The sequence below is a fragment of the Rhizobium sp. BK591 genome, assembly GCF_014195045.1.
In the GTDB taxonomy this organism is placed as follows: Bacteria; Pseudomonadota; Alphaproteobacteria; order Rhizobiales; family Rhizobiaceae; genus Rhizobium; species Rhizobium anhuiense.
In genome coordinates this window covers 1247925-1270205 of sequence record NZ_JACIAZ010000001.1, presented here as the reverse complement: position 1 = coordinate 1270205, position 22281 = coordinate 1247925, and the positions used below count along the sequence as shown (strand labels likewise).

At 62.6% G+C, this 22281-nt stretch carries 17 protein-coding genes and 1 pseudogene; 11 read left to right on the top strand and 7 right to left on the bottom strand.

What is annotated here, in order from left to right:
* Positions 1–2: 2 nt before the first annotated feature.
* Together FHX10_RS06105 and FHX10_RS06100 are read right to left on the bottom strand one after the other, a co-directional pair.
* On the bottom strand, positions 3–2042 hold the full coding sequence (locus FHX10_RS06105) for an FUSC family protein (RefSeq protein WP_097622383.1): 2040 nt from the start codon (positions 2040–2042) through the stop codon (positions 3–5).
* 119 nt (positions 2043–2161) lie between these two features.
* Complete coding sequence (locus tag FHX10_RS06100; protein ID WP_028756199.1) at positions 2162–2689, bottom strand: hypothetical protein; 528 nt, start codon at positions 2687–2689, stop codon at positions 2162–2164.
* Positions 2690–2876: 187 nt separating this feature from the next.
* On the opposite strand from FHX10_RS06100, the gene FHX10_RS06095 reads away from it, so the two are divergent.
* The 3 genes from FHX10_RS06095 (at position 2877) to FHX10_RS06085 (ending at position 5319) form a co-directional block, all read left to right on the top strand.
* Positions 2877–4088, top strand: coding sequence for an NADP-dependent isocitrate dehydrogenase (locus tag FHX10_RS06095; protein ID WP_028756198.1), 1212 nt, complete (start codon positions 2877–2879; stop codon positions 4086–4088).
* A 69-nt stretch (positions 4089–4157) separates the two neighbouring features.
* Positions 4158–4604, top strand: a complete 447-nt coding sequence (locus tag FHX10_RS06090) for a GNAT family N-acetyltransferase (RefSeq protein WP_028756197.1) — start codon at positions 4158–4160, stop codon at positions 4602–4604.
* An 88-nt stretch (positions 4605–4692) separates the two neighbouring features.
* A complete protein-coding gene (locus tag FHX10_RS06085; protein ID WP_028756196.1) occupies positions 4693–5319 on the top strand; it encodes a glutathione S-transferase family protein in 627 nt (208 codons plus the stop codon).
* A gap of 51 nt (positions 5320–5370) precedes the next feature.
* Here FHX10_RS06085 and FHX10_RS06080 read toward each other — a convergent pair whose 3' ends face one another.
* Positions 5371–6222 carry a GyrI-like domain-containing protein gene (locus FHX10_RS06080; protein WP_028758076.1) on the bottom strand — a complete coding sequence of 284 codons (852 nt, stop codon included), beginning with the start codon at positions 6220–6222 and terminating at the stop codon, positions 5371–5373.
* A 127-nt stretch (positions 6223–6349) separates the two neighbouring features.
* Here FHX10_RS06080 and FHX10_RS06075 point away from each other — a divergent pair, with 127 nt between their 5' ends.
* Positions 6350–6982 (top strand): LysE family translocator, encoded by a 633-nt coding sequence (locus FHX10_RS06075; RefSeq protein ID WP_028756194.1) that lies wholly within the window; start codon positions 6350–6352, stop codon positions 6980–6982.
* Positions 6983–7070: 88 nt separating this feature from the next.
* Here FHX10_RS06075 and alaS read toward each other — a convergent pair whose 3' ends face one another.
* Together alaS and recA are read right to left on the bottom strand one after the other, a co-directional pair.
* On the bottom strand, positions 7071–9725 hold the full coding sequence (gene alaS, locus FHX10_RS06070; protein ID WP_028758078.1) for an alanine--tRNA ligase: 2655 nt from the start codon (positions 9723–9725) through the stop codon (positions 7071–7073).
* 154 nt (positions 9726–9879) lie between these two features.
* Positions 9880–10974 (bottom strand): recombinase RecA, encoded by a 1095-nt coding sequence (gene recA, locus FHX10_RS06065; protein ID WP_003540131.1) that lies wholly within the window; start codon positions 10972–10974, stop codon positions 9880–9882.
* 229 nt (positions 10975–11203) lie between these two features.
* Here recA and FHX10_RS06060 point away from each other — a divergent pair, with 229 nt between their 5' ends.
* Both FHX10_RS06060 and FHX10_RS06055 read left to right on the top strand, forming a co-directional pair.
* On the top strand, positions 11204–12148 hold the full coding sequence (locus tag FHX10_RS06060) for a carbohydrate kinase family protein (RefSeq protein WP_127430914.1): 945 nt from the start codon (positions 11204–11206) through the stop codon (positions 12146–12148).
* Between the two features lie 88 nt (positions 12149–12236).
* Positions 12237–13169: a pseudouridine-5'-phosphate glycosidase gene (locus FHX10_RS06055; protein WP_063475220.1), complete on the top strand. Its 933-nt coding sequence runs from the start codon at positions 12237–12239 to the stop codon at positions 13167–13169.
* 132 nt (positions 13170–13301) lie between these two features.
* On the opposite strand, the gene cckA is transcribed toward FHX10_RS06055, so the two are convergent.
* Positions 13302–15905 (bottom strand): cell cycle histidine kinase CckA, encoded by a 2604-nt coding sequence (gene cckA / locus FHX10_RS06050; protein WP_047610036.1) that lies wholly within the window; start codon positions 15903–15905, stop codon positions 13302–13304.
* 301 nt (positions 15906–16206) lie between these two features.
* On the opposite strand from cckA, the gene FHX10_RS06045 reads away from it, so the two are divergent.
* Both FHX10_RS06045 and FHX10_RS06040 read left to right on the top strand, forming a co-directional pair.
* Positions 16207–17268 carry a flagellar biosynthetic protein FliO gene (locus FHX10_RS06045; RefSeq protein WP_097543653.1) on the top strand — a complete coding sequence of 354 codons (1062 nt, stop codon included), beginning with the start codon at positions 16207–16209 and terminating at the stop codon, positions 17266–17268.
* Positions 17269–17656: 388 nt separating this feature from the next.
* A pseudogene (locus FHX10_RS06040) lies at positions 17657–18292 on the top strand (DUF1062 domain-containing protein).
* A gap of 110 nt (positions 18293–18402) precedes the next feature.
* Here FHX10_RS06040 and dksA read toward each other — a convergent pair.
* Entirely contained in the window at positions 18403–18822 is a 420-nt protein-coding gene (gene dksA / locus FHX10_RS06035) for an RNA polymerase-binding protein DksA (protein ID WP_017964517.1), read from the bottom strand.
* 277 nt (positions 18823–19099) lie between these two features.
* Here dksA and FHX10_RS06030 point away from each other — a divergent pair, with 277 nt between their 5' ends.
* From FHX10_RS06030 to FHX10_RS06020, 3 genes are all read left to right on the top strand, one after another.
* Positions 19100–19594 carry a SixA phosphatase family protein gene (locus tag FHX10_RS06030; RefSeq protein ID WP_047610040.1) on the top strand — a complete coding sequence of 165 codons (495 nt, stop codon included), beginning with the start codon at positions 19100–19102 and terminating at the stop codon, positions 19592–19594.
* 78 nt (positions 19595–19672) lie between these two features.
* A complete protein-coding gene (locus FHX10_RS06025) occupies positions 19673–21148 on the top strand; it encodes a YcjX family protein (protein ID WP_127430915.1) in 1476 nt (491 codons plus the stop codon).
* On the top strand, positions 21145–22224 hold the full coding sequence (locus FHX10_RS06020) for a YcjF family protein (protein WP_047613949.1): 1080 nt from the start codon (positions 21145–21147) through the stop codon (positions 22222–22224). Before FHX10_RS06025 ends, FHX10_RS06020 begins: the two co-directional genes overlap by 4 nt.
* Positions 22225–22281: the final 57 nt, after the last annotated feature.

Below are 22281 nucleotides of genomic sequence, written 5' to 3'. Positions count from 1 at the left end.
TCCTATCCCTGTTTCGAGCGCGCAATAGCCTCGCCCGCTGCAAACGGCAAGACGTCTGCAGCGGGATAGAGCCTTTCCAGCGCCGAACCGATCATTTCGAGCCCAAGTTTCGCGCCCTCGCGCGACAGCGGCAGGTGCCGGCCAGTTGTCCGCGACGCCTTGCGCTTGATGAGGAAACAGCTCGAGCCGCGCCGGGCCGCATTGTCGATCAGCGCCAGATCCGCCGCAATCAGCGTCTTCAGATTGTCGTCAGCGGCCGGCGCGTCATAACTCTTCGCCAGGATACGCGCCCAATAGGTGCAGGAGAGGAAGATCGCCAGCGTCTGGCGGATCTGGCCCGGCCGCGTCACCACCGACCAGGACGAGCCGAGCGGCCGCGCCGCCACCGTCACGTCGCGGTAGCAGCCATCGATCTTCTGCGACAACCGGATCAGGTCGAAACCGCTCTTGCCCTCGCCGATCGCGCCAAGCAGCTCGCGCAACGCCTGAAACCAGCGGGCAAGTGCGGCATCGAGCGCCCCGCGCGTGCGCGTGGGGAAGACGATGAAGGCGACCGCCGTTCCGGCCGCCGCCCCGATCATGGTTTCGCCGATGCGCAGCTTCAACAGATCGAGCGTCAGCACGCCGGTCATGCCGTAGACCAGGCAGAGCACGATCGAGATGAAGAAGGTCATCGTCGCATAGGAAACCTGCAGGAAATAGAAGGCGAGAAAGATGCAGACGGCGGCGATCGGAATGGCGATATCAGGCTCGCCCGAAATCAGCGTCGCCAGCACAAGCCCGATGGCGATCCCGAACACGGTGCCGAGCGAACGCGACAGCGCTTTCATCGCCGTATCGCCGCGCGAATTGGTGTTGGTGAAAACGAGGAAGGCGGCAAGCACCGCCCAGAACCAGCGCTCGCGCGAGAGAGCCAGGCCAAAAGCCATGGCAAGCGCTGAGGCGAGCGTGATCTGCAGCGCCGAGCGAAGCAGGGGATTGGCAAAGGAAAAGTCGATCTTCTCAGGCAGCACAGTATCCTTGACGGCGTCGATGCCGGAGCATCCCGAGGTCTGCCCCTCGCCGATCGCCTGTGTCAACTGCTGCCGCGCCTCGCCGAGCCAGAGCAGCGCCCGCACGGTTTCGCCTTGCGGCTGGTCCTTGATGGCTTCGGCCATCTCCGCAAATCTTGCAAGTTCCGTGCTATCGGCCTCGATTACGGCATGGATGAGCGCAAAAGGCGGCGGGCTCTGGAAACTCAGCACGATTGCGCTCTCGGCGGCCAGATGCGCATCGAAGAGCCGGATCGCCAATTCTGCGGCCGGATCGGCGGTGGCATCGAAAACGCCGCCGGACGGGCGCGGGATGAAGGTTTCGGCCATCAGCACCACTTCCTTCAGCCGGTCTTCCAGCTGGCGCAGTTCCTGCCGGTCGGCTTCACCGATCTCGGCGCCGACGGCGAGGGCGGCGAGCTTGAAGAGGATCTGGTTGATCCGGCCGCGCACACTTTCGAGCGAGCGGAGCAGGTCGCGCCGCCAGTCGTCCGGCAACAATACGGCTCTCACCAGATGGCCGACGAGCACGGAGACGACGGGGCCGATCGCCACATCAGGCAGCTCGGCCAGCGGAGGCCGGAAATAGGCGCCCATGAAATAGGAGGTGAAGGCGAACATGCCGATCGCAAAACCGCGCGGCCCGAACACCCGCCCGGCCGATGCGAGCGCGATCACCACCAGGAAGACGAGGTCGGAGAATAAACGGCGATCCTCGAGGCCCGCCGCGATGGCGACGACGCCAAGGCTTGCGACGCAACCGAAGAGCCGCGTCACCAGCTGGCGCGTATTGCCCTTGTCGCGAACGGCCACCCCACCCTCGATCGACAGCACGATGCCGAGGCCGAAAGCCGCCGTCGGCAACGGCAGGATGAACATATGGATGGCGAGAAGGATTAAAAATGAGAAGATGATCGTCAGCGTTACCCGCGAGGCCATGCGCAGGCGCGAAAGCGCCGGATCATTGGCAAGCAGCCAGTCGCGGAACTGAAAACCGGAAAACAAATGCAAAGCCCCTCATGCCGCAGAAGGATCGACAGATACCGCCGCAAGAGCGGAAATCAAACCACGGCAACGATCGGAACATTCGCCGGGCTCGAATCCTTCGGCATCGATCGAATGTGGCGCGTCTATTGGCCCTTGGCAATCAGCGCCATCGTCGCCTTCAGGGAATCACGGGCCTGCGTTTCGATATTCTCGGTGACGATATCGTCGATCACTGGCTTGCCGTCTTCTTCGACCACTTCGAAACGAACGGTCGTATAGTCCTTGGCATCGGGCGCATCGGAGCAGGCGGATTTCTGGAAGCGCACAGTCACCTCGGCCGTCCCGTTGACCACAGGTGCTGCCGCCATCGTCAGATCCTGCAGCGGGCAGGCATCCTGGCCGTTGACGATGACGTCGTAGTCGAACGGCGATATGCCGTCGTCGTCGACCGCGGGAAATTGCGCCGCCGCCTGGTATCTCGCGACGAAATCGCGGCTGTAAAGATGGTCGAGCCGGCTTGCGTCGAAGATGTCGGTCCAGTCGCTGTTATTGTCCGCCCAGTTGCTCTTGGTCGCGTCCATGATCTCCTTCACGGGGGCGGTGACATCGGCGGCATGGCCGATGCCGGAAAAGGCGATAAGGCTTGCGATAACAACGGCGATTGTCTTCATGGTCGAATATCCGAGGGGCGGCAAATCAAGGCGGACACTAGCCGAATTCCGGCACTTGGCAATGCAGCAAAAACGCATTGCAGAACCCGTTGCAGCTTTGCGTTCCCGGTTCACAATGCTATAGCGCTCCTCATCACGTCACCCACCCGGGACCCCGTCCCCCTTCAAGCTCGAACGAGGCAGATACATGAACAAGATCAAGGTCGCCAATCCCGTCGCCGATCTCGACGGCGATGAAATGACGCGCATCATCTGGCAGCTCATCAAGGACAAGCTGATCCATCCGTATCTCGATCTCGACATCGACTATTTCGACCTGTCCGTCGAAAACCGCGACGCCACCAATGACCAGGTGACCGTCGATGCCGCCAATGCCATCAAGAAGTACGGCGTCGGCATCAAGTGCGCGACGATCACGCCGGATGAAGCCCGCGTCAAGGAATTCAACCTCAAGGAAATGTGGAAGAGCCCGAACGGCACGATCCGCAACATCCTCGGCGGCGTCATCTTCCGCGAGCCGATCATTTGCCGCAACGTGCCGCGCCTGGTTCCCGGCTGGACGCAGCCGATCGTCGTCGGCCGCCACGCTTTCGGCGACCAGTACCGCGCCACCGACTTCAAATTCCCCGGCAAGGGCAAGCTGACGATCAAGTTCGTCGGCGAGGACGGCACCGTCATCGAGAAGGAAGTGTTCAACGCACCGGGCGCCGGCGTCGCCATGGCCATGTACAATCTCGACGAATCGATCCGCGAATTCGCCCGCGCCTCGATGATGTACGGGCTGATGCGCAAGTGGCCGGTCTATCTCTCCACCAAGAACACCATTCTCAAGGCCTATGACGGCCGCTTCAAGGACATCTTCGAGGAAGTCTTCGAGACCGAGTTCAAGGATCAGTTCAAGGAAGCCGGCATCACCTACGAACACCGCCTGATCGACGACATGGTCGCCTCGGCGCTGAAGTGGTCCGGTGGCTACGTCTGGGCCTGCAAGAACTATGACGGCGACGTCCAGTCCGACACCGTCGCCCAGGGCTTCGGTTCGCTCGGCCTGATGACCTCGGTGCTGCTGACCCCCGATGGCAAGACGGTCGAAGCCGAAGCCGCTCACGGCACCGTCACCCGCCACTATCGCCAGCACCAGAAGGGCCAGGAAACCTCGACGAACTCGATCGCCTCGATCTTTGCCTGGACCCGTGGCCTGGCGCATCGCGCCAAGCTCGACGACAATGCCGAGCTTGCCCGCTTTGCCGCAACGCTCGAAAAGGTCTGCGTCGATACCGTCGAATCCGGTTTCATGACCAAGGATCTGGCGCTCTTGATCGGCCCCGACCAGCCGTGGCTGTCCACCACCGCCTTCCTCGACAAGATCGACCAGAACCTCCAGAAGGCCATGGCGTAAGCCGGCCTTTCCGAGATAAGATCGAAACGGCGGGGATTTCCCCGCCGTTTTCAATTGGGGAATGAACCGATGACGGCCATCCTGCGACCGCTTGAACCCGCCGGCCGCGCCGCATGGGAACCCTTATGGGAAGCCTATCAGCGCTTCTATGAGGTGGTCATTCCGCCCGAAACCACCGATCTCACCTGGGCTCGCTTCCACGATCCTGACGAACCGATGCACGCGCTCGGCGCCTTTGATGAAGATGGCCGTCTCGTCGGCATCGTCCATGCCATCTTTCACCGCTCCTGCTGGCTGCCGCAATGGACCTGCTATCTGCAGGATCTCTATGTCGAAAACACCCAACGCGGGCTCGGCACCGGCGCCGCACTGATCGACGCCGTCGCCGACCTCGCCCGCAAAAACGGCGCAGGCCGGCTTTATTGGATGACGCATGAAACCAATGCAACGGCGCGGCGGCTCTATGACAGGATCGCCGAGCGCTCGGGTTTCATCCAGTACCGAAAGGCGCTTTAAGCGGCTGGGGTTGCACAAAGGCCTCGCCGCACTATTGATTCCGGGGAACGGCAAGACCGCAGAATTACGGCAGCACGAGGAGGATCTCATGACGGAAGAACTGGTATTCTACACGAACCCGATGTCGCGCGGCCGCATCGCGCGCTGGATGCTGGAGGAGATCGGCCAGCCCTATCGCACCGAACTGCTGACCTTCGGCGAAACCATGAAGGCGCCCGAATATCTCGCGGTCAATCCGATGGGCAAGGTGCCGGCGATCCGTCACGGCGATACCATCGTCACCGAATGCGCGGCGATCTGCGCCTATCTCGCCGACACCTTCCCCGAAAAGGCGCTGGCGCCGACGCCGGAGGAGCGCGCCCGCTATTACCGCTGGATGTTCTTTGCCGCCGGTCCGCTCGAATCGGCGGTAACGATGAAGGGGCTCGGCTTCGAAATTCCGAAGGATCGCCTACGTATGGCCGGCTGCGGCGGTTTCGGCGACGTCATGAATACGCTCGAAATGGCGGTCTCCGGCTCGACCTACGTCGCCGGCGAACGCTTCACCGCCGCCGACGTCTATGTCGGCTCGCATATCGGCTGGGGCCTCGGTTTCGGCAGTATCGAGAAGCGCCAGGCCTTCGTCGATTATTTCGGCCGCATCAGCGGGCGTGAGGCCTACAAGCGCGCGAATGCGCTGGACGACGAAGCCGGCAAGACGATGCAGGCGGCTTAATCTGTAAAACCTGGAGCGGCGGCCCGACCGCCGCTCCGGAGATATCCGCCGTCAGACAAGCGGCATGTGAATGTCCGTCAGAAGCTCGGTCGGCGGCACCTCGCGCGGATTGTTGAGATATTCCTCGAACATGAGCCTGTCCTTCAGTTGCCGGCCGGACTTCGGCAGCCATTCGGCAAAGAGCCATTGATAGGACTTGGGCATATTGGCATAGGGGCCCTTGTGGCGCAGCACGGCATAATCGCCGCCGTCGATCGTGCGCCGCTCGAACGGCGCATCGGCCGGCACGTCGGCAGCGCCGGTGACGCAGGCGATCGAACGCAGCTTTTCCAACGGCACGATATCGGGATCATCGAGATAGACGCCGATCATGCGCATCTCGGGCTTGGCGAGGCCGCGGGCATAAAGCGTGCCGAACAGCGTCTCGAAGGCCTTGTCGATCTGCATGTAGGAACCGGTATGGGCAACGCCGATCAGCTCGATCGGCCCGATCTCGCGTATGGTAACGTCTAACATCGCTTTGGTCTTTCCGTTGGGTGAGGGCTCATAGGCTGTGTGGCTTCCCTCTTTCCGGTAGCGGGCCGGCGGCATGCCGTAGACCGACTTGAAGATGCGATTGAAGGATTGGAGATTGGGATAGCCTGATCGCTTCGCTATTTCACTGACGGCAAGTTCCGTGCGGACGATCTCGCCTGCCGCATGATGCAGCCTGAGCCGCTTGACGGTTGCCGCCAGCGTCTCGCCGTAAATCGCCCGGTAGATCCTGTGCCAGTGATAGCTCGACATGCAGGCGATTTCGGCAAGGCGCTCCATATCCAGCTCCTCGTCCAAATGGTCGTGAATATAGGCCGAAACCCGTCGCAGACGGTTTTCATAAAGTGCCCATGCCGTTTCGCCGTTCATGTCAAACCTCGTGCAAATCGATCGGCCAAAGAAGAACATAACCCGATTTGACAAATCCTGCTGACTTGCGCTTTCGACGAATCCGGCATAGGGCGGAAGTCCGGCTCGAACCCAAAAGGAATGACTGATGCCGGATTTTTCAACATTGATGATTTTTGCCGCCGCAGCGCTGGTGCTGACAGCCACGCCCGGTCCCGACATGCTGCTGATCGCCTCGCGCAGTGTCAGCCAGGGACGCGCCGCCGGATTTCTGACCTATGCCGGCATCGCGCTCGGCACCTATTGCCACGCCCTTGCCGCCGCTTTCGGGCTCTCTCAGCTCTTCGTGACGGTGCCCGCTATCTATGAAGCAGTGCGCTGGGCCGGCTGCTGCTATCTTCTCTATTTGGCCTATAAGACAATCCGCTCGGAAGTCACCGCCTTTGCGCCAGCATCGACATTGAGACGGCTTTCGGGCAGACGCATCTTCTTTGCAGGTCTCGCCACCAATCTGCTGAATCCGAAAATGGCCCTCTTCGTCATGGCCCTCTTTCCGCAATTCGTGACTGCGCAAAGCGGCTCGATCACGATGCAGATGCTGGTGCTTGCGACCGTGCTGAACGGCATCGGCCTCGTCGTCAATGGAGCCGTCATTATTCTCGGAAGCCAAATTCGCACGCGGCTGGCCTCGCTCAGCCGCTTTCCGAAGATGCCGCAATATATGCTGGCGACTGTTTTTACCGGGCTCGCCTGCCGCCTCGCTTTGCAAGCGCGAAACTGACCGCCGCAGGCTTCTGCGCAAAATAAAACCGGCTGCGAAATCCAGATCTCGCAGCCGGTCCACATGTCAAACGCCGTCAGGCTGATGGTCAGCCTGCAAGTGCCGACGCAACTGCCTCAAGGGCTTCGTCGGCCTTGGCGCCATCAGGGCCGCCAGCTTGCGCCATGTCCGGACGGCCGCCGCCGCCCTTGCCGCCAAGCGCGGCAGAAGCGACGCGCACCAGATCAACGGCGCTGAAGCGATCAACGAGGTCGGGCGTCACGGCAACGACCGCGCTTGCCTTGCCATCCTCGGAAACGCCGATGAGCGTCACGACGCCCGAGCCGATGCTGGTCTTCCCGTCATCGGCGAGCCCCTTCAGATCTTTGGGATCGACGCCCGATATCGACTTGCCGAGGAACTTGACGCCGGCGACTTCGCGCACGGAATCGGCCGAGCCGCCCTGCCCGCCGCCCATGGCGAGCTTGCGCTTGGCGTCGGCCAGTTCCTTTTCGAGCTTGCGGCGCTCGTCGATCAGCGCTTCGACGCGCGAGAGAACGTCTGACGGTTGAACCTTCAGCGAGGCGGCAAGCGTCTTCACGCGCTCGTCCTGTTCGGCCAGATATTCGCGCGCCGATTCGCCGGTGACGGCCTCGATGCGGCGAACGCCGGCGCCGACGGCGCTTTCGCCGAGAACGCGGATCAGGCCGATCTGGCCGGTGGCTCCGACATGCGTGCCGCCGCAGAGTTCGATCGAATAGGGCTTGCCGGCCTTGGCGCCGCGCACACCCTCGCCCATCGCCACGACGCGGACTTCATCGCCGTATTTCTCACCGAACAGCGCCATCGCACCTTCGGCGATCGCATCGTCGACGCTCATCAGCCTCGTGGTGACCGGCGAATTCTGCAGCACGATCTCATTTGCCATATCCTCGACGATTTTCAGCTCTTCGGCCGACATCGGCTTCGGATGCGAAACATCGAAACGCAGGCGCTCGGGTGCTACCAGCGAACCCTTCTGTGCCACATGAGTGCCCAGCACTTCGCGCAGCGCCTCATGCAACAGGTGGGTTGCCGAGTGATTGGCGCGCAGGCGCGAACGGCGGGCATGATCGACCGTCAACGCGACAGCATCGCCATCCTTGACCACGCCTTCGATGACAGTACCCAGATGCACGAACAGGCCTTCGCCCCTCTTCTGCGTATCTGAAATCTCGATCTTGCCGTGGTCGGACGAGATCACCCCGGTATCGCCCATCTGGCCGCCGGATTCGCCGTAGAACGGCGTCTGGCTGACGACGATCTGCACCTTGTCGCCGGCCCTGGCCTCGGTCGAAACCGCGCCATCCTTGACGATCGCCTGCACGACGCCTTCAGCCGTTTCGGTGTCGTAGCCCAGGAATTCGGTCGCGCCGTGTTTTTCCTTGAGCTCGAACCACACGGTTTCGGTCGCCTTTTCGCCGGAACCGGCCCAGTGCGAGCGGGCTTCGGCCTTCTGGCGCTGCATCGCATCGGTGAAGCCGGAGATGTCGACGCCGATCTCTCGGGCACGCAATGCATCCTGCGTCAGATCGAGCGGGAAGCCGTAGGTGTCGTAGAGCTTGAAGGCGGTCTCGCCATCCAGCATATCGCCCTTGGAAAGATCCGTCGTTGCGTCCGACAGAAGCGACAGGCCACGTTCGAGCGTCTTGCGGAAGCGGTTTTCCTCGAGCTTCAGCGTTTCCGAGATCAGCGCCTCGGCGCGCACCAGCTCCGGATAGGCGCGGCCCATCTGCTGCACCAGCGTCGGCAGCAGCTTGTACATCAGCGGCTCCTTGGCGCCGAGCAACTGCGCATGGCGCATGGCGCGGCGCATGATGCGGCGCAGGACATAACCGCGGCCCTCATTCGACGGCAACACACCGTCGGCGATCAGGAAGGCCGAGGAGCGCAGGTGGTCGGCGATGACGCGGTGGCTGGCGCTGCCTTCCGCCTTGACGCCCATCGTATCCTCGATGGCGCCGATCAGTGTCCGGAAGAGATCGGTGTCGAACACGCTCTGAACGCCCTGCAGAATGCAGGCCATGCGCTCCAGACCCATGCCGGTGTCGATCGACGGACGCGGCAGCGGGTTGCGAACGCCGGGCTCCGTCTGTTCGAACTGCATGAAGACCAGGTTCCAGAATTCCAGGAACCGGTCGCCATCTTCCTCCGGCGAGCCCGGAGGTCCGCCCCAGACGTTCTCGCCCTGGTCGATGAAGATTTCCGAGCACGGACCGCAGGGGCCGGTATCGCCCATCTGCCAGAAATTGTCGGAGGTCGGAATGCGGATGATCTTGTCGTCGGAGAAACCGGCGATCTTCTTCCACAGCGTCGCTGCCTCTTCGTCTTCGGAATAGACGGTTACCAGCAGGCGATGCTTCGGCAGATCAAAACCTTCGGTCACGAGCTTCCAGGCAAGCTCGATCGCATTCTCCTTGAAATAGTCGCCGAAGGAGAAGTTGCCGAGCATTTCGAAGAAGGTCAGGTGACGCGCGGTATAGCCGACATTGTCGAGGTCGTTGTGCTTGCCGCCGGCGCGCACGCACTTCTGCGAGGTCGTCGCCGTCGAATAAGGACGCTTTTCCAGGCCGGTGAAGACATTCTTGAACTGCACCATGCCGGCATTGGTGAACATCAACGTCGGGTCGTTGCGCGGGACGAGCGGGCTCGACGGAACAATCTCATGGCCGTTCTTCTTGAAATAGTCGAGGAAGGTCGACCGGATATCGTTCACGCCGCTCATGCTATGCCCTTCAATGCTGCCGGAGGCAGGTAAATACAAATCCATCGGCTTTTAACGTTCGCCTCCGCCACTGTCCAGCAGACAAACAAAACCGGCCGCATTCTCATCAGGAATGCGGCCGGCTGGAACTGACTGATGAGTTCAAGCGCGAAAATTACATTTCCGCAGTGGCATCGCCATCGCCGTCATCGGGATCCGGTCCGCCGTTCTGCAGGAAGCGGTCGGCGATCAGGCCGGCATTCTGGCGCAGCGACAACTCGATCTCGCGGGCGAGATCCGGATTGTCGCGCAGGAAGGTCTTGGCGTTTTCACGACCCTGGCCGAGACGCTGGCTGTTATAGGAGAACCAGGCGCCCGATTTCTCGACGATGCCGGCCTTGACGCCGAGATCAACCAACTCGCCGGTCTTGGAAACACCCTCGCCATACATGATGTCGAACTCGACCTGCTTGAAGGGTGGCGCCATCTTGTTCTTGACGACCTTGACGCGTGTCTGGTTGCCGATCACCTCTTCGCGCTCCTTGACCGCGCCGATGCGGCGGATGTCGAGGCGCACGGAGGCATAAAATTTCAACGCATTGCCGCCCGTCGTCGTTTCCGGCGAACCGAACATGACGCCGATCTTCATGCGGATCTGGTTGATGAAGATCACCATGGTGTTCGACTTCGAGATCGAAGCGGTTAGCTTGCGCAGCGCCTGGCTCATCAGGCGCGCCTGCAGGCCGGGAAGGCTGTCGCCCATCTCGCCTTCGATTTCGGCGCGTGGTGTCAGTGCGGCGACCGAGTCGACGACGAGGACGTCGACGGCGCCGGAGCGCACCAGCGTATCGGTGATTTCAAGCGCCTGCTCGCCGGTATCGGGCTGCGAGATCAGAAGGTTCTGCAGATCGACGCCAAGCTTGCGGGCATAGACAGGATCGAGCGCATGCTCGGCATCGACGAAGGCGCAGATACCGCCCTTTTTCTGCGCTTCGGCAATGGTCTGCAGCGCAAGCGTCGTTTTACCGGAGCTTTCCGGCCCGTAAATTTCGATGATGCGGCCCCTCGGCAGGCCGCCGACGCCAAGTGCGATATCGAGGCCAAGCGAGCCGGTCGAGATCGTCTCGATCTCGACAACGTTCTCGTTGGAGCCGAGTTTCATAATCGAGCCCTTGCCGAACGACCGCTCTATCTGTGAGAGTGCCGCTTCAAGCGCCTTGCTTTTGTCCACCGATTTGTCCTCTACCAGCCGCAATGAATTCTGAGACATCCGATCCACCTTTAGGTTATTGAAGCCGCCCAAGCAATGTCGAGTTTGTACCCTATTTGTTCCACTCTCGCAATAGGCGATCAAACAATTGAAAGAAAAAGGTAAAACGGCCCGTGTTCTGTATTTGTTTTATCGATGAAAAGCAACGACTTAGATGTAAAGTGCCGGCACCCGCGCACAAAAACCCATCCCATCGATTCGCACGTCGGGCATCTGGAGAGTGCCTGAAATGAAAAGAAAGATTCTCGTTCTCGGCGGTGCCCATATCGATCGGCGCGGCCGCATCTCCGGCGAGACAGCGCCTGGCGCCAGCAATCCCGGCACCTGGTTCGAGGAGCCCGGCGGCGGCGGCTTCAATGCGGCGCGCAATCTCGCAAGGCTCGGTTTTCAGGTGACGATGATCTCGCCGCGCGGCGGCGATCCCAACGGCGAACTGGTCGGCGAAGCCGCCGATTTCGCCGGCATCGACGACCGGCCTTTCGTCTTCCTCGACCGCAAGACGCCGAGCTACACGGCGATCATCGAGAAGGACGGCAATCTGGTGATCGCCCTGGCCGACATGGATCTCTACCGCTTCTTCGTGCCGCGGCGTCTATCCATCCGCTGGGTGCGGGAAGCTTTCGACGCCCATGATTTCATCCTCTTCGATGCCAACCTGCCGGAAGAGACGATCGCCGCGATCGTCGCCAAGGCGCATTCCCTGGCCAAGCCCGTCGCGGCGATCGCCATCTCGCCGGCCAAGGTCGTCAGGCTGAAACCCTGCATCGGAGATATCGACTACCTGTTCCTGAACGAGGCCGAGGCCGCCGCCCTGACCGGTGAGCAGCCGGAAGACGCCGCCGGCTGGCCACCATTGCTGAACGAGATCGGCATCAGGAATGCCGTCGTCACTCGCGGCCGGCGCGAACTCGTCGCGCTTTGCGGGCACCGCGCCGTGACGCTGCAGCCGCCGATCGCCGACACCGTCGCCGATGTCACGGGTGCCGGCGATTCTCTTGCGGCCGGCACGCTCGCCGCCTTGATGCTCGGCCTGCCGCTCGAGGAAGCCGTCCGCCACGGCACCGCGGCCGCCACGCTGACCGTGCAGTCGCGGCACGCCGTCAACGAAAATCTGACGCCGGATCTTTTGAATGAGGCGCTTGCCCTTGTTCCCAAGATCAGAATTCTGCATTGAAGCGACTAATTAAAGAGTTGAGCATGATGCCGTCCGAAAACCGCCCACACTTTTCGGCATTATGTTCTGTCGATCATAGGACAAGACCATGACCAAGCCCATCTCCCCTCTTCTGCCGATCGCCTATTCGAAGGAGGTTGCCAGCGCCAAGCAGCGCGGCGCGCCGCTGGTGGCGCTGGAATCGACGATCATCACCCACGGCATGCCCTATCCCGGCAATATTGAGATGGCCCGCAGCGTCGAGACGATCATCCGTGAACAGGGAGCGGTGCCGGCAACGATCGCCGTCATTCATGGCACGTTGCATATCGGTCTTGAAGCCGCGGAATTGGAACAGCTCGCCAAGGCGACCGAGGTGATGAAGGTGTCGCGCGCCGATCTCGCCTTCGCGATCGCCGAGCGCCGCACCGGCGCCACCACGGTCGCGGCGACGATGATTGCGGCAGCGCGCGCCGGCATCCGCGTCTTTGCCACAGGCGGCATCGGCGGCGTACATCGCGGCGCCGAGGAAAGCTTCGATATATCAGCCGACCTCGAGGAGCTCGCCCGAACCGGCGTCATCGTCGTCTGCGCCGGCGCCAAGGCGATTCTCGACATTCCGAAGACGCTGGAAGTGCTGGAAACCCGCGGCGTGCCTGTCGTCACCTATGAGAGCGAGGAATTCCCCGCCTTCTGGTCACGCTCCTCGGGCATATCAAGCCCGCTGTCGCTGAACAGCCCGGCCGCCATCGCCAATTTCCAGACGGTGCGCGAACAGCTCGGTGTCGACGGCGGCATGCTCGTCGCCAACCCAGTGCCGGAAGTCGACGAAATCCCACGCGAGGAGATGGAAATCTATATCGAGCGGGCGCTGGATAGCGCCGAGCGCGACGAAATCACCGGCAAGGCTGTGACGCCCTATCTGCTCTCGACCATCTTCGACCTGACGGACGGCCAGAGCCTGAAAACCAATATTGCGTTGGTGGAGAACAATGCGCGGCTTGCCGCCGAGATTGCGGTGGCGCTGCGGAATGAGGATTGACGGGTAGGTCGGTATGGCCGTGACAGATAGATGGTGCCGAAAAAGCCCCTCTGCCTGCCGGGCAGAGGGGCTGGCACGGCACAACCGTGCCAGAGGCGATGTGTGGCACGCCCTCTCTCGGGCGCACCCCACTCACCCGTCCAACGTTTCCTTCACCACAACAGCGAGCTGCTTGAGCGAGAAGGGCTTCGGCAGGAAGCCGAATTTCGCATCCGGCGGCAGGTTGCGGGCAAAGGCATCTTCGGCATAGCCGGAGACGAAGATGAATTTCATGTCGGGATAGGTCTTGCGCAGCTCACGCAGCAGCGTCGGCCCATCCATTTCGGGCATGACGACGTCGGAGACGACGATATCGACCTTGCCGTCGAGTTCTTCCATGATGCTGAGCGCCTCGACGCCCGAGCCCGCCTCGTGTACGGTGTAGCCGCGCGTTTCCAGCATGCGCTTGCCGCCGCGGCGCACCGCCTCCTCGTCCTCGACGAGCAGGATGACCGCCGATCCCGTCAGATCCTCCGGCTGCTGTGTCGCCGGCGCCTCGGGCCGCACGCCGATCTCGGCGATGGCGCTGTCGATGGAACCTGCTTCGGCGGCGACCGCCGGCTCAGGGATGTGGCGCGGCAGGAACACCCGGAAGGTCGTGCCCTTGCCGACTTCGGATTCCGGCTGGATATAACCGCCCGACTGCTTGACGATGCCGTAGACCATGGCGAGGCCAAGGCCGGTGCCTTTGCCGACATCCTTGGTGGTGAAGAAGGGCTCGAAGATCTTGTCCATGATCTCAGGCGCGATACCGGTGCCGTTATCGGCCACCTCGATCAGCACCATGTCCTCGGCCGGCATGTAGGAATAGTTGAAGGCGGAGACCTCGGCGGCGGTCAGGTTTTTGGTGCGCAGCGTCAGCGTGCCGCCCTCGGGCATCGCATCGCGTGCATTGACGCAGAGATTGATCAGCACCTGCTCGAACTGCGAAAGGTCTGTTTTGACAGGCCAGAGGTCGCGGCCATATTGCACGTCGAGCTTGACGTTGGTGCCGGAGAGCAGCCGGTCGACCAGCATGCGCAGGTCGCCGACGACATCGGTGAGGTTCAGTACCGAGGGCCGCATCGTCTGCTTGCGCGAGAAGGCGAGCAGCTGGCGCACCAGCACGGCGGCGCGGTTGGCGTTGCGCTTGATCTCCATCAGGTCGGCGAAGCTGGCATCGGCCGGCCGCGCCTGCAGCAGCAGATGGTCGGAGGACAGCAGGATCGCCGTCAGCACGTTGTTGAAATCATGCGCGATGCCGCCGGCGAGTGTGCCCACAGCATTCATCTTCTGCGTCTGCGCCATCTGCGCTTCCAGCGCCTTCTGCTCGGTCACCTCGACGGCATAGACGATCGCCGCCTCCTCGGGCGCCTCGTCGCTCTGGTCGATGACCGCGTTGACATAGAAGCGGAAATAGCGCGCCTCGTCGGTCGGCGTCCGGGTATCGATGGGCGCGATATCGCCCTGCCGATCCTTGGCCGCCGCCAGCGCCTCGGCAAGCTGCGGCCGGTCGCTCTCCTGCACGATGGTTTCGAGATGCGGCGCCTTTTCGAGATCGTCGCGCGAGACGACGCCGGAGAACAGTTTCAGGAACGGTGCGTTGGTCCGCAGAATGCGCCCGTCGCCGTCGACCGAGGCGATCGCCATCGGCGTGTTGTTGAAGAAACGGGTGAAGCGCATGGCGGCGGCAGAAGCCGACTGGCCGCCGGCCTCGCTCTTTTCACGCGCCAGCACAATCGTCCGGCTTTCGCCGGGTGCGCCATCGCGCATCGAGGTGACGCTGTGGATGATCTGCACCGGCAGGCTCTGGCCGTTGGTCTTGCGCAGGTCGAGGTCGAGCGTCACGGTCTTCTTCAGACCCGGTTCGGCCTGCACCGACTGGATCAGCGCCAGCCCCTCGCCCGCCACGACGTCGCCGATCGTCATCGAGCCCGGCACGAACTTGGTGAGGTCGAGGCTCAGCCACTCGGCAAGCGTCGCATTCAGATAGAAGATCTCGCCCTTCCTGCCGGCGGAAAAGAAGCCGGCCGGCGCATGGTCGAGATAATCGATCGCGTTCTGCAATTCCTTGAAGAAGCGCTCCTGGTCGTCGCGCTCGGTGGTGATGTCGGTGATCTGCCAGATCTGCAGCGGCCTGCCGCTATTCTCCTCCGGCTGCAGCAGCCGTGCCTTCAGCCGGTACCAATGCGCGCCGGAGCTGTTGCTGCCTGGCCCGACGGCGCGCAGCAGCCGAAATTCCTCCCGGCCTTCCTTGCCCTCGCGCAGCCCGTTGACCAGCCTGTAGAGCGCTTCATTGGATTCGCGGTGACGCGACAGCAGCGTTTCCAGCGTCTGCACCTCGGTCGCCTTGCGCGCGCCGGTCAGCGCGCCATAGGCGGCATTGGCATAGATGATCCGGCCCTTTTCGTCGGTGATCAGCGTCCCGTCGGGATGGCTGTTGAGGAAGGCGCGCGCCAGGCTGTCGGACTGGCGCTGCGGCATCACCTCGATGAAGCCGATGACCGAAGACACCAGGAAGAAGATGCCGACCATGGCGAGCACGCCGAGACCGCCGAGCACGATCTCGTTGTCGAGCGACTTTTTGAAGAAGACGAAGCCCCCGGCGGCAGCAATCAGCACGAGCGCCAGCAGCAGAATGCGCAAAACCGTGCCAGAACGCCCCCCACGATCCACAAGCGGTGCGTTATAATCGTCGGCCTGACGCGGTTTCGTCATGTATTCCTCACATAAGCCCCTCCCGCTTCGTAGCACGAACACAAAGCGGGAATCAGGCACTCTTTCCTTCTTAGCAATTTGCCGCGTCGGCAAAAACACCGGCAACCGGCAAGACTGCTTGAATTCACAGGCAACAGCGCCATCTGCCCCTGAAGCCCAAAGCGGCCGCCCCTGCGCAAGGTCGCTGGGCGCCAGGCAGCTGAACACGAAATCGCGTTCTCCCGTGACTGGACAGCATGGGCGGCCCTTGCCTAAGGAACGGAAAAGTCGTCAATATGTGCCGAAATGCGAAATGGAGTAAGTGACTATGTTGGATGATGTTGTCGGAGCTTATGGCAGTCGTTTCCTGCTTGCAGCCGGTGGCGTCGGTCTGGCGCTTCTCCTGCTCATCCTCGTGCTCTGGGTGATCCGCAGCCGGGCGCCCTCGCCTTTCGTGCGCGGCGGCCGCAACCGCCAGCCCCGCCTGCAGGTGCTGGATGCCGCTGCCGTCGATGCCCGCCGCCGGCTGGTGCTGGTGCGCCGCGACGACGTCGAGCACCTGATCATGATCGGCGGCCCGAGCGATATCGTCATCGAAAGCCGCATCCTGCCCGCCGCGGCAACCGAACAACCGGAAAGCGTCAACCGCCCGCAGCCCATCGAGCAGCGCCCGATACCCGTCGCGCGGCCGGAAACGCCGCCGGTCGCTCCGCCGCGCCCGCCGGTCGCTGCCCGTGTCGAGCCGGCCGCCGAGCCCTCTTTCTCCTCGCCGGTCCCGCCAGAGCCGCGCTCGCGCCCGGAATCATCGGCTCAAACATCGGCCCCGCCGGCCGTTGCGCCGCCGGTGGTCACGAGCCCGCTTCCGGCAGAGCCGGTGACAGCTCCACTGTCGGCCGAACGCGACAATCCTCTGCGCGCCGCTCCGCCCCAGTCGCGCCCGCCGGAGCGTCCCGCCGTTCCCCCAGCCGCGCAGCCCGCACAGTTCCATGATACCGCGAGTGCAGCCGAGATTCTCGATGCCGCCCGCCAGCGCGTGCTGCCGCAGCAGCGCATCGAACCGGAGGTCTCCGCCCCGCCTGTCCAGCACGTGCCGGCGGCAGCACGCGCCGCGCCTGTTACGGCCGAGGACGATGCGGCTGCGCAGTCGGCAGCGGCGATCCGTCATGATTTCCAGCGCGTGCTGGAAGAGGAGATGTCGAGCAATCTGACGGCCGAGCGCATCGTGCCGGCGCCGGCAAACCAGGAACCCCGCCAAGCCGCGCCGCAGCCGGGCAACCTGCCGCGCCGCGATCCCGAGCTAGCTCCCATCACCGGAGCCGATACGGAACTGCAGAAGGAAGTCGCCCGCATCTTCGGCGAGATGAGCGTCAATCGCGACAAATGAGGGCAGACACGCCGGCCTTCATCACCAAGTTGCATAAAAGCCGCAATGCTGCGGCTTTCAGTTCGCGTACGGCTCGGGGGCTCCCCTTGATGCCGATCATTTGTTATCTCTGAAGTCGAAGAGCTTTGGTGCATTCGAGGTAACACTTTGCCTAAGTAAATACCGGTCTCACTCCAGTTTCACCCGTACTGCCGCAAAGCGACACGCTGGCGGCATACGAACATGTTCATCGGGTGGTGGCGAGAGACCGGTTTGGCATTGTTACAATGTGCCATGTGCAGCTCCGCTGTCTCAGCTCTTCAGCCGCCCACAACATCGCCACACCGCGCCCGCAAGGGTTTTCTCATGCACCATCTTGGTGGACTTCCGAACGGAAGACCAAGACGGTATGTGCAATACGCTTCGGGTCCGATGGACCATTATTCCCAAGACAGCTCCCCAGCCCTGGTTGGCCTGCGGCGGATGCGGGGGCCTCAGAGCTTTCCAACCCAGCGGCAAGATCCGGCTCAACGCCAACGGTCGCAAGCTCGACGCCTAGCTTATCTACAAATGCCTGACCTGTGAAAGAACATGGAACCGGCCAATCCTCGAGCGCCGCAATGTTCGCGACATCGATCCTCAAGTCCTTGACGCGTTGCAATCCAACGATCCCGGCTGGATCCGGGCAGAAACCTTCAACCTCGATGCTCTCCGGCAGAAGTCACGGCGTGTGGACGAGTTTGCCGAATTTGACATCAAAAAAGAGATGCAGAGCGACACGGCGAATTGGACGAGATTGGCAATCGAACTGATGGTCCCGTTTCCAACGAGCACACGCCTCGACCGTCTGCTGGGCTCCGAACTGAAAGTGTCACGCTCGCGGCTGCAGGCTCTGCATGATCAAGGCATGGTTCGGACAGATCCTGACCGAGCAGGCGTCATGCGGCGGCGGATCAGGAATGGCACCCTTGTCGTGATTGACCTCGCCATGGAGGCCGACCGAGAGCAATCTTGGAAAGCTCTGGCAGCAGGAGATCCGCTATAATAGTGGAACTCCGTCGCGGAGGCTCGATCTCGGGCCTTCGTGACTATCGAAAAAGGCGCCGCGATCGGGATCGCGGCGCCTGTTCTGCTCTCATGCCTGCATGAAAACTCTTATTCGTCGCGATAGACTTTTTCGCGACGTTCGTGACGCTCCTGCGCCTCGATCGACAGTGTCGCGATCGGGCGGGCGTCGAGACGTTTCAGGCCGATCGGTTCGCCGGTTTCCTCGCAATAGCCGTAGGTACCGTCTTCGATGCGCTGCAGTGCCGCGTCGATCTTCGAAATCAGCTTTCTCTGTCTGTCACGGGCGCGAAGTTCGATCGCCCGGTCCGTTTCCGACGACGCCCGGTCGGCGAGGTCGGGATGGTTTGCGCTTTCCTCGGCCAGATGGTCGAGCGTCTCGCGCGCTTCTCTAAGGATATCGTTTCTCCATGCAACCAGCTTGGCCCTGAAGTAGGCACGCTGGTTTACGTTCATGAACTCTTCCTCTTCCGAGGGAACGTAATTGCTAAGATCGATCTTCTCACTCAACGCGATTCTCCTGAAGAACATCTCATCTGGCCGGGTGTATATCCCAAGCGCTAGTCGCGATTCAAGCCAAATACGACAGGTAAACAGATTTTTAAATCTGTTACAATTTTCGGCTAACGATCTATTTTGTCATGGTTATTCCGATTGCCGTTTTTTGCTTCGCCTTCAAAACGCCGTGTTATCGGCCACGTTTCGGGCAGTTGCGACATGGCTGGCGATTGACGGCGGCCAATCGCAACCGCTACTGAAAAGACCCCGCCCGATCCTGGATTTGCCCATGACCGTACCGCTGCCTCCGCCCAACCGCATCTATCTCCTGCGTCATGCCGAGGCCAGCTGGGCCGAACCCGGACAGCGCGATTTCGACCGGCCGCTGAGCGAAAAGGGCTTTGGCGATGCCGAGATCATCGCCGACAAGGCCGCCGACAAGGGTTATCGTCCCGATCTCCTGATCAGTTCGACAGCGCTGCGTTGCCGTGACACGTCAGGCGCCGTCCACCGGGCGATGGGCGTCGCGCTCGAGGTGCGTTATGTCGATGCGCTCTACAACGCCACGGTCGATACCTATCTCGAGATCGTCGATGCACAGGATGAGGCGGCCGTCATGCTGGTCGGCCACAATCCGACCATGGAGCAGGCGCTGGAGACGTTGATCGGCCATGACGCGATGGTAAGCGCCCTTCCCGGCGGCTTCCCAACCGCAGGCCTTGCCGTCGTCGATTTTGACGCTTCGGCCTCTGTCTGGCGCCTCACCGATTTCGTGGTCGTCTGAAGTCTTTCACGCCGCTCTTCTTTTGCGGGCGGCGCGCCCTCCCTATATTGCGGGGCAGTCACCAACCGGAATCGCGCCTTGCCGCCACGCCTGACATCCTTTGCCGATGACGCCCGCATCGCCTTCGACAATCTCGCCGACCGGGCGAGCGGCCTCGTCAATCCGACCGTGCGGCTCGGCGTCACCGGCCTCTCCCGCTCCGGTAAGACGGTCTTCATCTCCTCGCTGGTCCACAATCTCCTGCATGGCGGCCGCCTGCCGCTGTTCGAGCCGGTGCAATCCGGCCGGGTCTCGGCGGTGCGGCTGGAGCCGCAGCCCGACGATGCCGTGCCGCGCTTCCAGTACGAGGACCATATCCGTGCGCTGGTGAAGGACCGCATCTGGCCGGATTCGACCCGCGCCATATCGGAACTGCGCATCACGCTGGATTACCAGAGCGCCAGCGGCTGGAACCGGCTGTTTTCCCCCGGCCGCCTGTCGATCGATATCGTCGATTATCCCGGCGAATGGCTGCTCGACCTGCCGCTGCTCGGCAAGGATTACCGCACCTTCAGCGAGGAAACCATCGCGCTCGCCGAAACCGGCGTCCGCTCGGAGCTGTCGCGTGAGTGGCTGGCTCTGACGCGCGCCGCCGATATCCACGCCGGCGCCGACGAGATGATCGCCCGCGACCTCGCCACCGCCTTCGCCGATTATCTCAAGGCCTGCAAGGCCGATGAACGCTCGCTCTCCACCCTGCCGCCCGGCCGCCTGCTCTTGCCCGGCGATCTGGATGGGTCGCCAGCATTGACCTTCGCGCCGTTGGCGCTGCCGTCGGACGGACGTCCTGGGCGCGGCTCGCTGTGGACGATGATGGAGCGGCGCTACGAGGCCTACAAATCGGTCGTCGTCAAACCCTTCTTCCGTGAGCATTTCGCCCGCCTCGACCGCCAGATCGTGCTGGTCGATGCGCTGCAGGCGATGAACCGCGGCCCCGAAGCCGTACAGGATCTGGAACGCGCGCTGACCGATGTGCTCGCCTGTTTCCGCCCCGGCACCAATTCGCTGCTCTCCTCCCTGCTTGGACGCCGCATCGACCGCGTGCTGGTCGCCGCCACCAAGGCCGATCACCTCCACCATGAAAGCCATGACCGGCTTGATGCGCTGACCCGCCGCCTGGTGGATCGCGCCATCGACCGCATCGGCATGGCGGGGGCCGGCATCGACGTCATGGCGCTTGCCTCCGTCCGCGCCACTCGCGAGGCGACCGTCAAGCGCGATGGCCACGAGCTGCCTGTCATCGTCGGCACGCCGATGGACGGCGAAACCCTTGCCGGCGAACGCTTCGACGGCCAGAGAAAGACCGCGATCTTCCCCGGCGACCTGCCGGAGGATCCGGAAAGCCTGTTCGACCGCATTGCCTCGGGTGTAACAGGCCTGCAGCTGCACGATGTCAACGTCGTCAGGTTCCGCCCGCCGCAGCTTGAGGAAACCGGCGGCGGCATCAAGCTGTCGGTGCCGCATATCCGCCTCGACCGCGCCATGCAGTTCCTGTTCGGAGACCGTCTCGCATGAGCAAGCCCCCGTCCGATCCGCCGCGCCGCGCACCCGCCGCCTTCACCTATGAGGACGAGGTCACCCAGCCGCGAGACAACGGCAGGCAGGCAGAGCAACGGCGCAAGCCGGAAAGTTTCTCCGAACATATCATCGTGACGCCCGATGAGGACGATCCCTTCCTCAATCCCGACAAGGATCTGAGCGCAGTTCCGGTTGCCACGCCGCGGAAACGTCGAACCTCCTTCGGCAAGATTGCCGCCGGCGCCTTCGGCATCCTGCTGTCTCTCGCCATTGGCCTCTGGACCGACAGCCTGATCCGCGATCTCTTCACTCGCGCCGACTGGCTGGGTTATGCAGCCCTTGCCGTGCTCGCCGTCGGCATCCTCGCCGTGCTTGCCCTGGTCGTCCGCGAAACTGTGGGCATGATGCGTCTTGCTGCCGTCCAGGCGATCAAGGCCGAAGCAGACGCCGCGATTCTCGAAACCCGGCCGGCGAAGGCGCGCGCCGTCGTGGCGCGCCTCACCACCCTGCTTTCCGCCAATCCCGAGACATCGAAGGGCCGCGCAACGCTGAAAGCGACCGAGGGCGAGGTCATCGACCCCCCGCATCTGATTGCGCTCGCCGAACGCGAACTGCTTGCTCCCCTCGACCGCAAGGCCCGCGCGCTGATCGTCAATGCCTCCAAGCGCGTCTCGATCGTCACCGCCGTCAGCCCGCGTGCCGTGGTCGACCTGCTCTACGTGCTCTATGAGGCCGTGCGCCTCATTCGCGCCATGGCCGAACTTTACGGCGGCCGGCCCGGCACGCTGGGCATGTTCCGCCTGCTGCGCGACGTGCTGGCGCATCTGGCCGTCACCGGCTCGATCGCCGTCGGCGACAGCCTCGTCCAGCAGGTGCTCGGTCACGGGCTGGCCTCCAGGCTCTCGGCCCGACTGGGAGAGGGTGTGATCAACGGCCTGATGACCGCCCGCATCGGAATCGCGGCCATGGATCTCTGCCGTCCGCTTGCCTTCCGGGCCCTGAAGCGGCCGGGAATCGGTGATTTCATCGGCGATCTCACCCCGTCCATGTCGCCGCGCGGCAACAATCCTTGAGCGACACAGCGATTCCGCGTCTTTCGCCTCCCCTTGCGTAACGTTGAAGAAATTTCA

What these genes read in the sequence shown, in the direction of transcription:
- FHX10_RS06020 (WP_047613949.1), top strand. Translation starts at nt 21,145, where the DNA reads ATGAGCAAGCCCCCGTCCGATCCGCCGCGCCGCGCACCCGCCGCCTTC.
- FHX10_RS06085 (WP_028756196.1), top strand. Translation starts at nt 4,693, where the DNA reads ATGACGGAAGAACTGGTATTCTACACGAACCCGATGTCGCGCGGCCGC.
- FHX10_RS06095 (WP_028756198.1), top strand. Translation starts at nt 2,877, where the DNA reads ATGAACAAGATCAAGGTCGCCAATCCCGTCGCCGATCTCGACGGCGAT.
- FHX10_RS06090 (WP_028756197.1), top strand. Translation starts at nt 4,158, where the DNA reads ATGACGGCCATCCTGCGACCGCTTGAACCCGCCGGCCGCGCCGCATGG.
- FHX10_RS06080 (WP_028758076.1), bottom strand. Translation starts at nt 6,222, where the DNA reads ATGAACGGCGAAACGGCATGGGCACTTTATGAAAACCGTCTGCGACGG.
- FHX10_RS06055 (WP_063475220.1), top strand. Translation starts at nt 12,237, where the DNA reads ATGACCAAGCCCATCTCCCCTCTTCTGCCGATCGCCTATTCGAAGGAG.
- cckA (WP_047610036.1), bottom strand. Translation starts at nt 15,905, where the DNA reads ATGACGAAACCGCGTCAGGCCGACGATTATAACGCACCGCTTGTGGAT.
- alaS (WP_028758078.1), bottom strand. Translation starts at nt 9,725, where the DNA reads ATGAGCGGCGTGAACGATATCCGGTCGACCTTCCTCGACTATTTCAAG.
- FHX10_RS06075 (WP_028756194.1), top strand. Translation starts at nt 6,350, where the DNA reads ATGCCGGATTTTTCAACATTGATGATTTTTGCCGCCGCAGCGCTGGTG.
- FHX10_RS06030 (WP_047610040.1), top strand. Translation starts at nt 19,100, where the DNA reads ATGACCGTACCGCTGCCTCCGCCCAACCGCATCTATCTCCTGCGTCAT.
- FHX10_RS06100 (WP_028756199.1), bottom strand. Translation starts at nt 2,689, where the DNA reads ATGAAGACAATCGCCGTTGTTATCGCAAGCCTTATCGCCTTTTCCGGC.
- FHX10_RS06060 (WP_127430914.1), top strand. Translation starts at nt 11,204, where the DNA reads ATGAAAAGAAAGATTCTCGTTCTCGGCGGTGCCCATATCGATCGGCGC.
- recA (WP_003540131.1), bottom strand. Translation starts at nt 10,974, where the DNA reads ATGTCTCAGAATTCATTGCGGCTGGTAGAGGACAAATCGGTGGACAAA.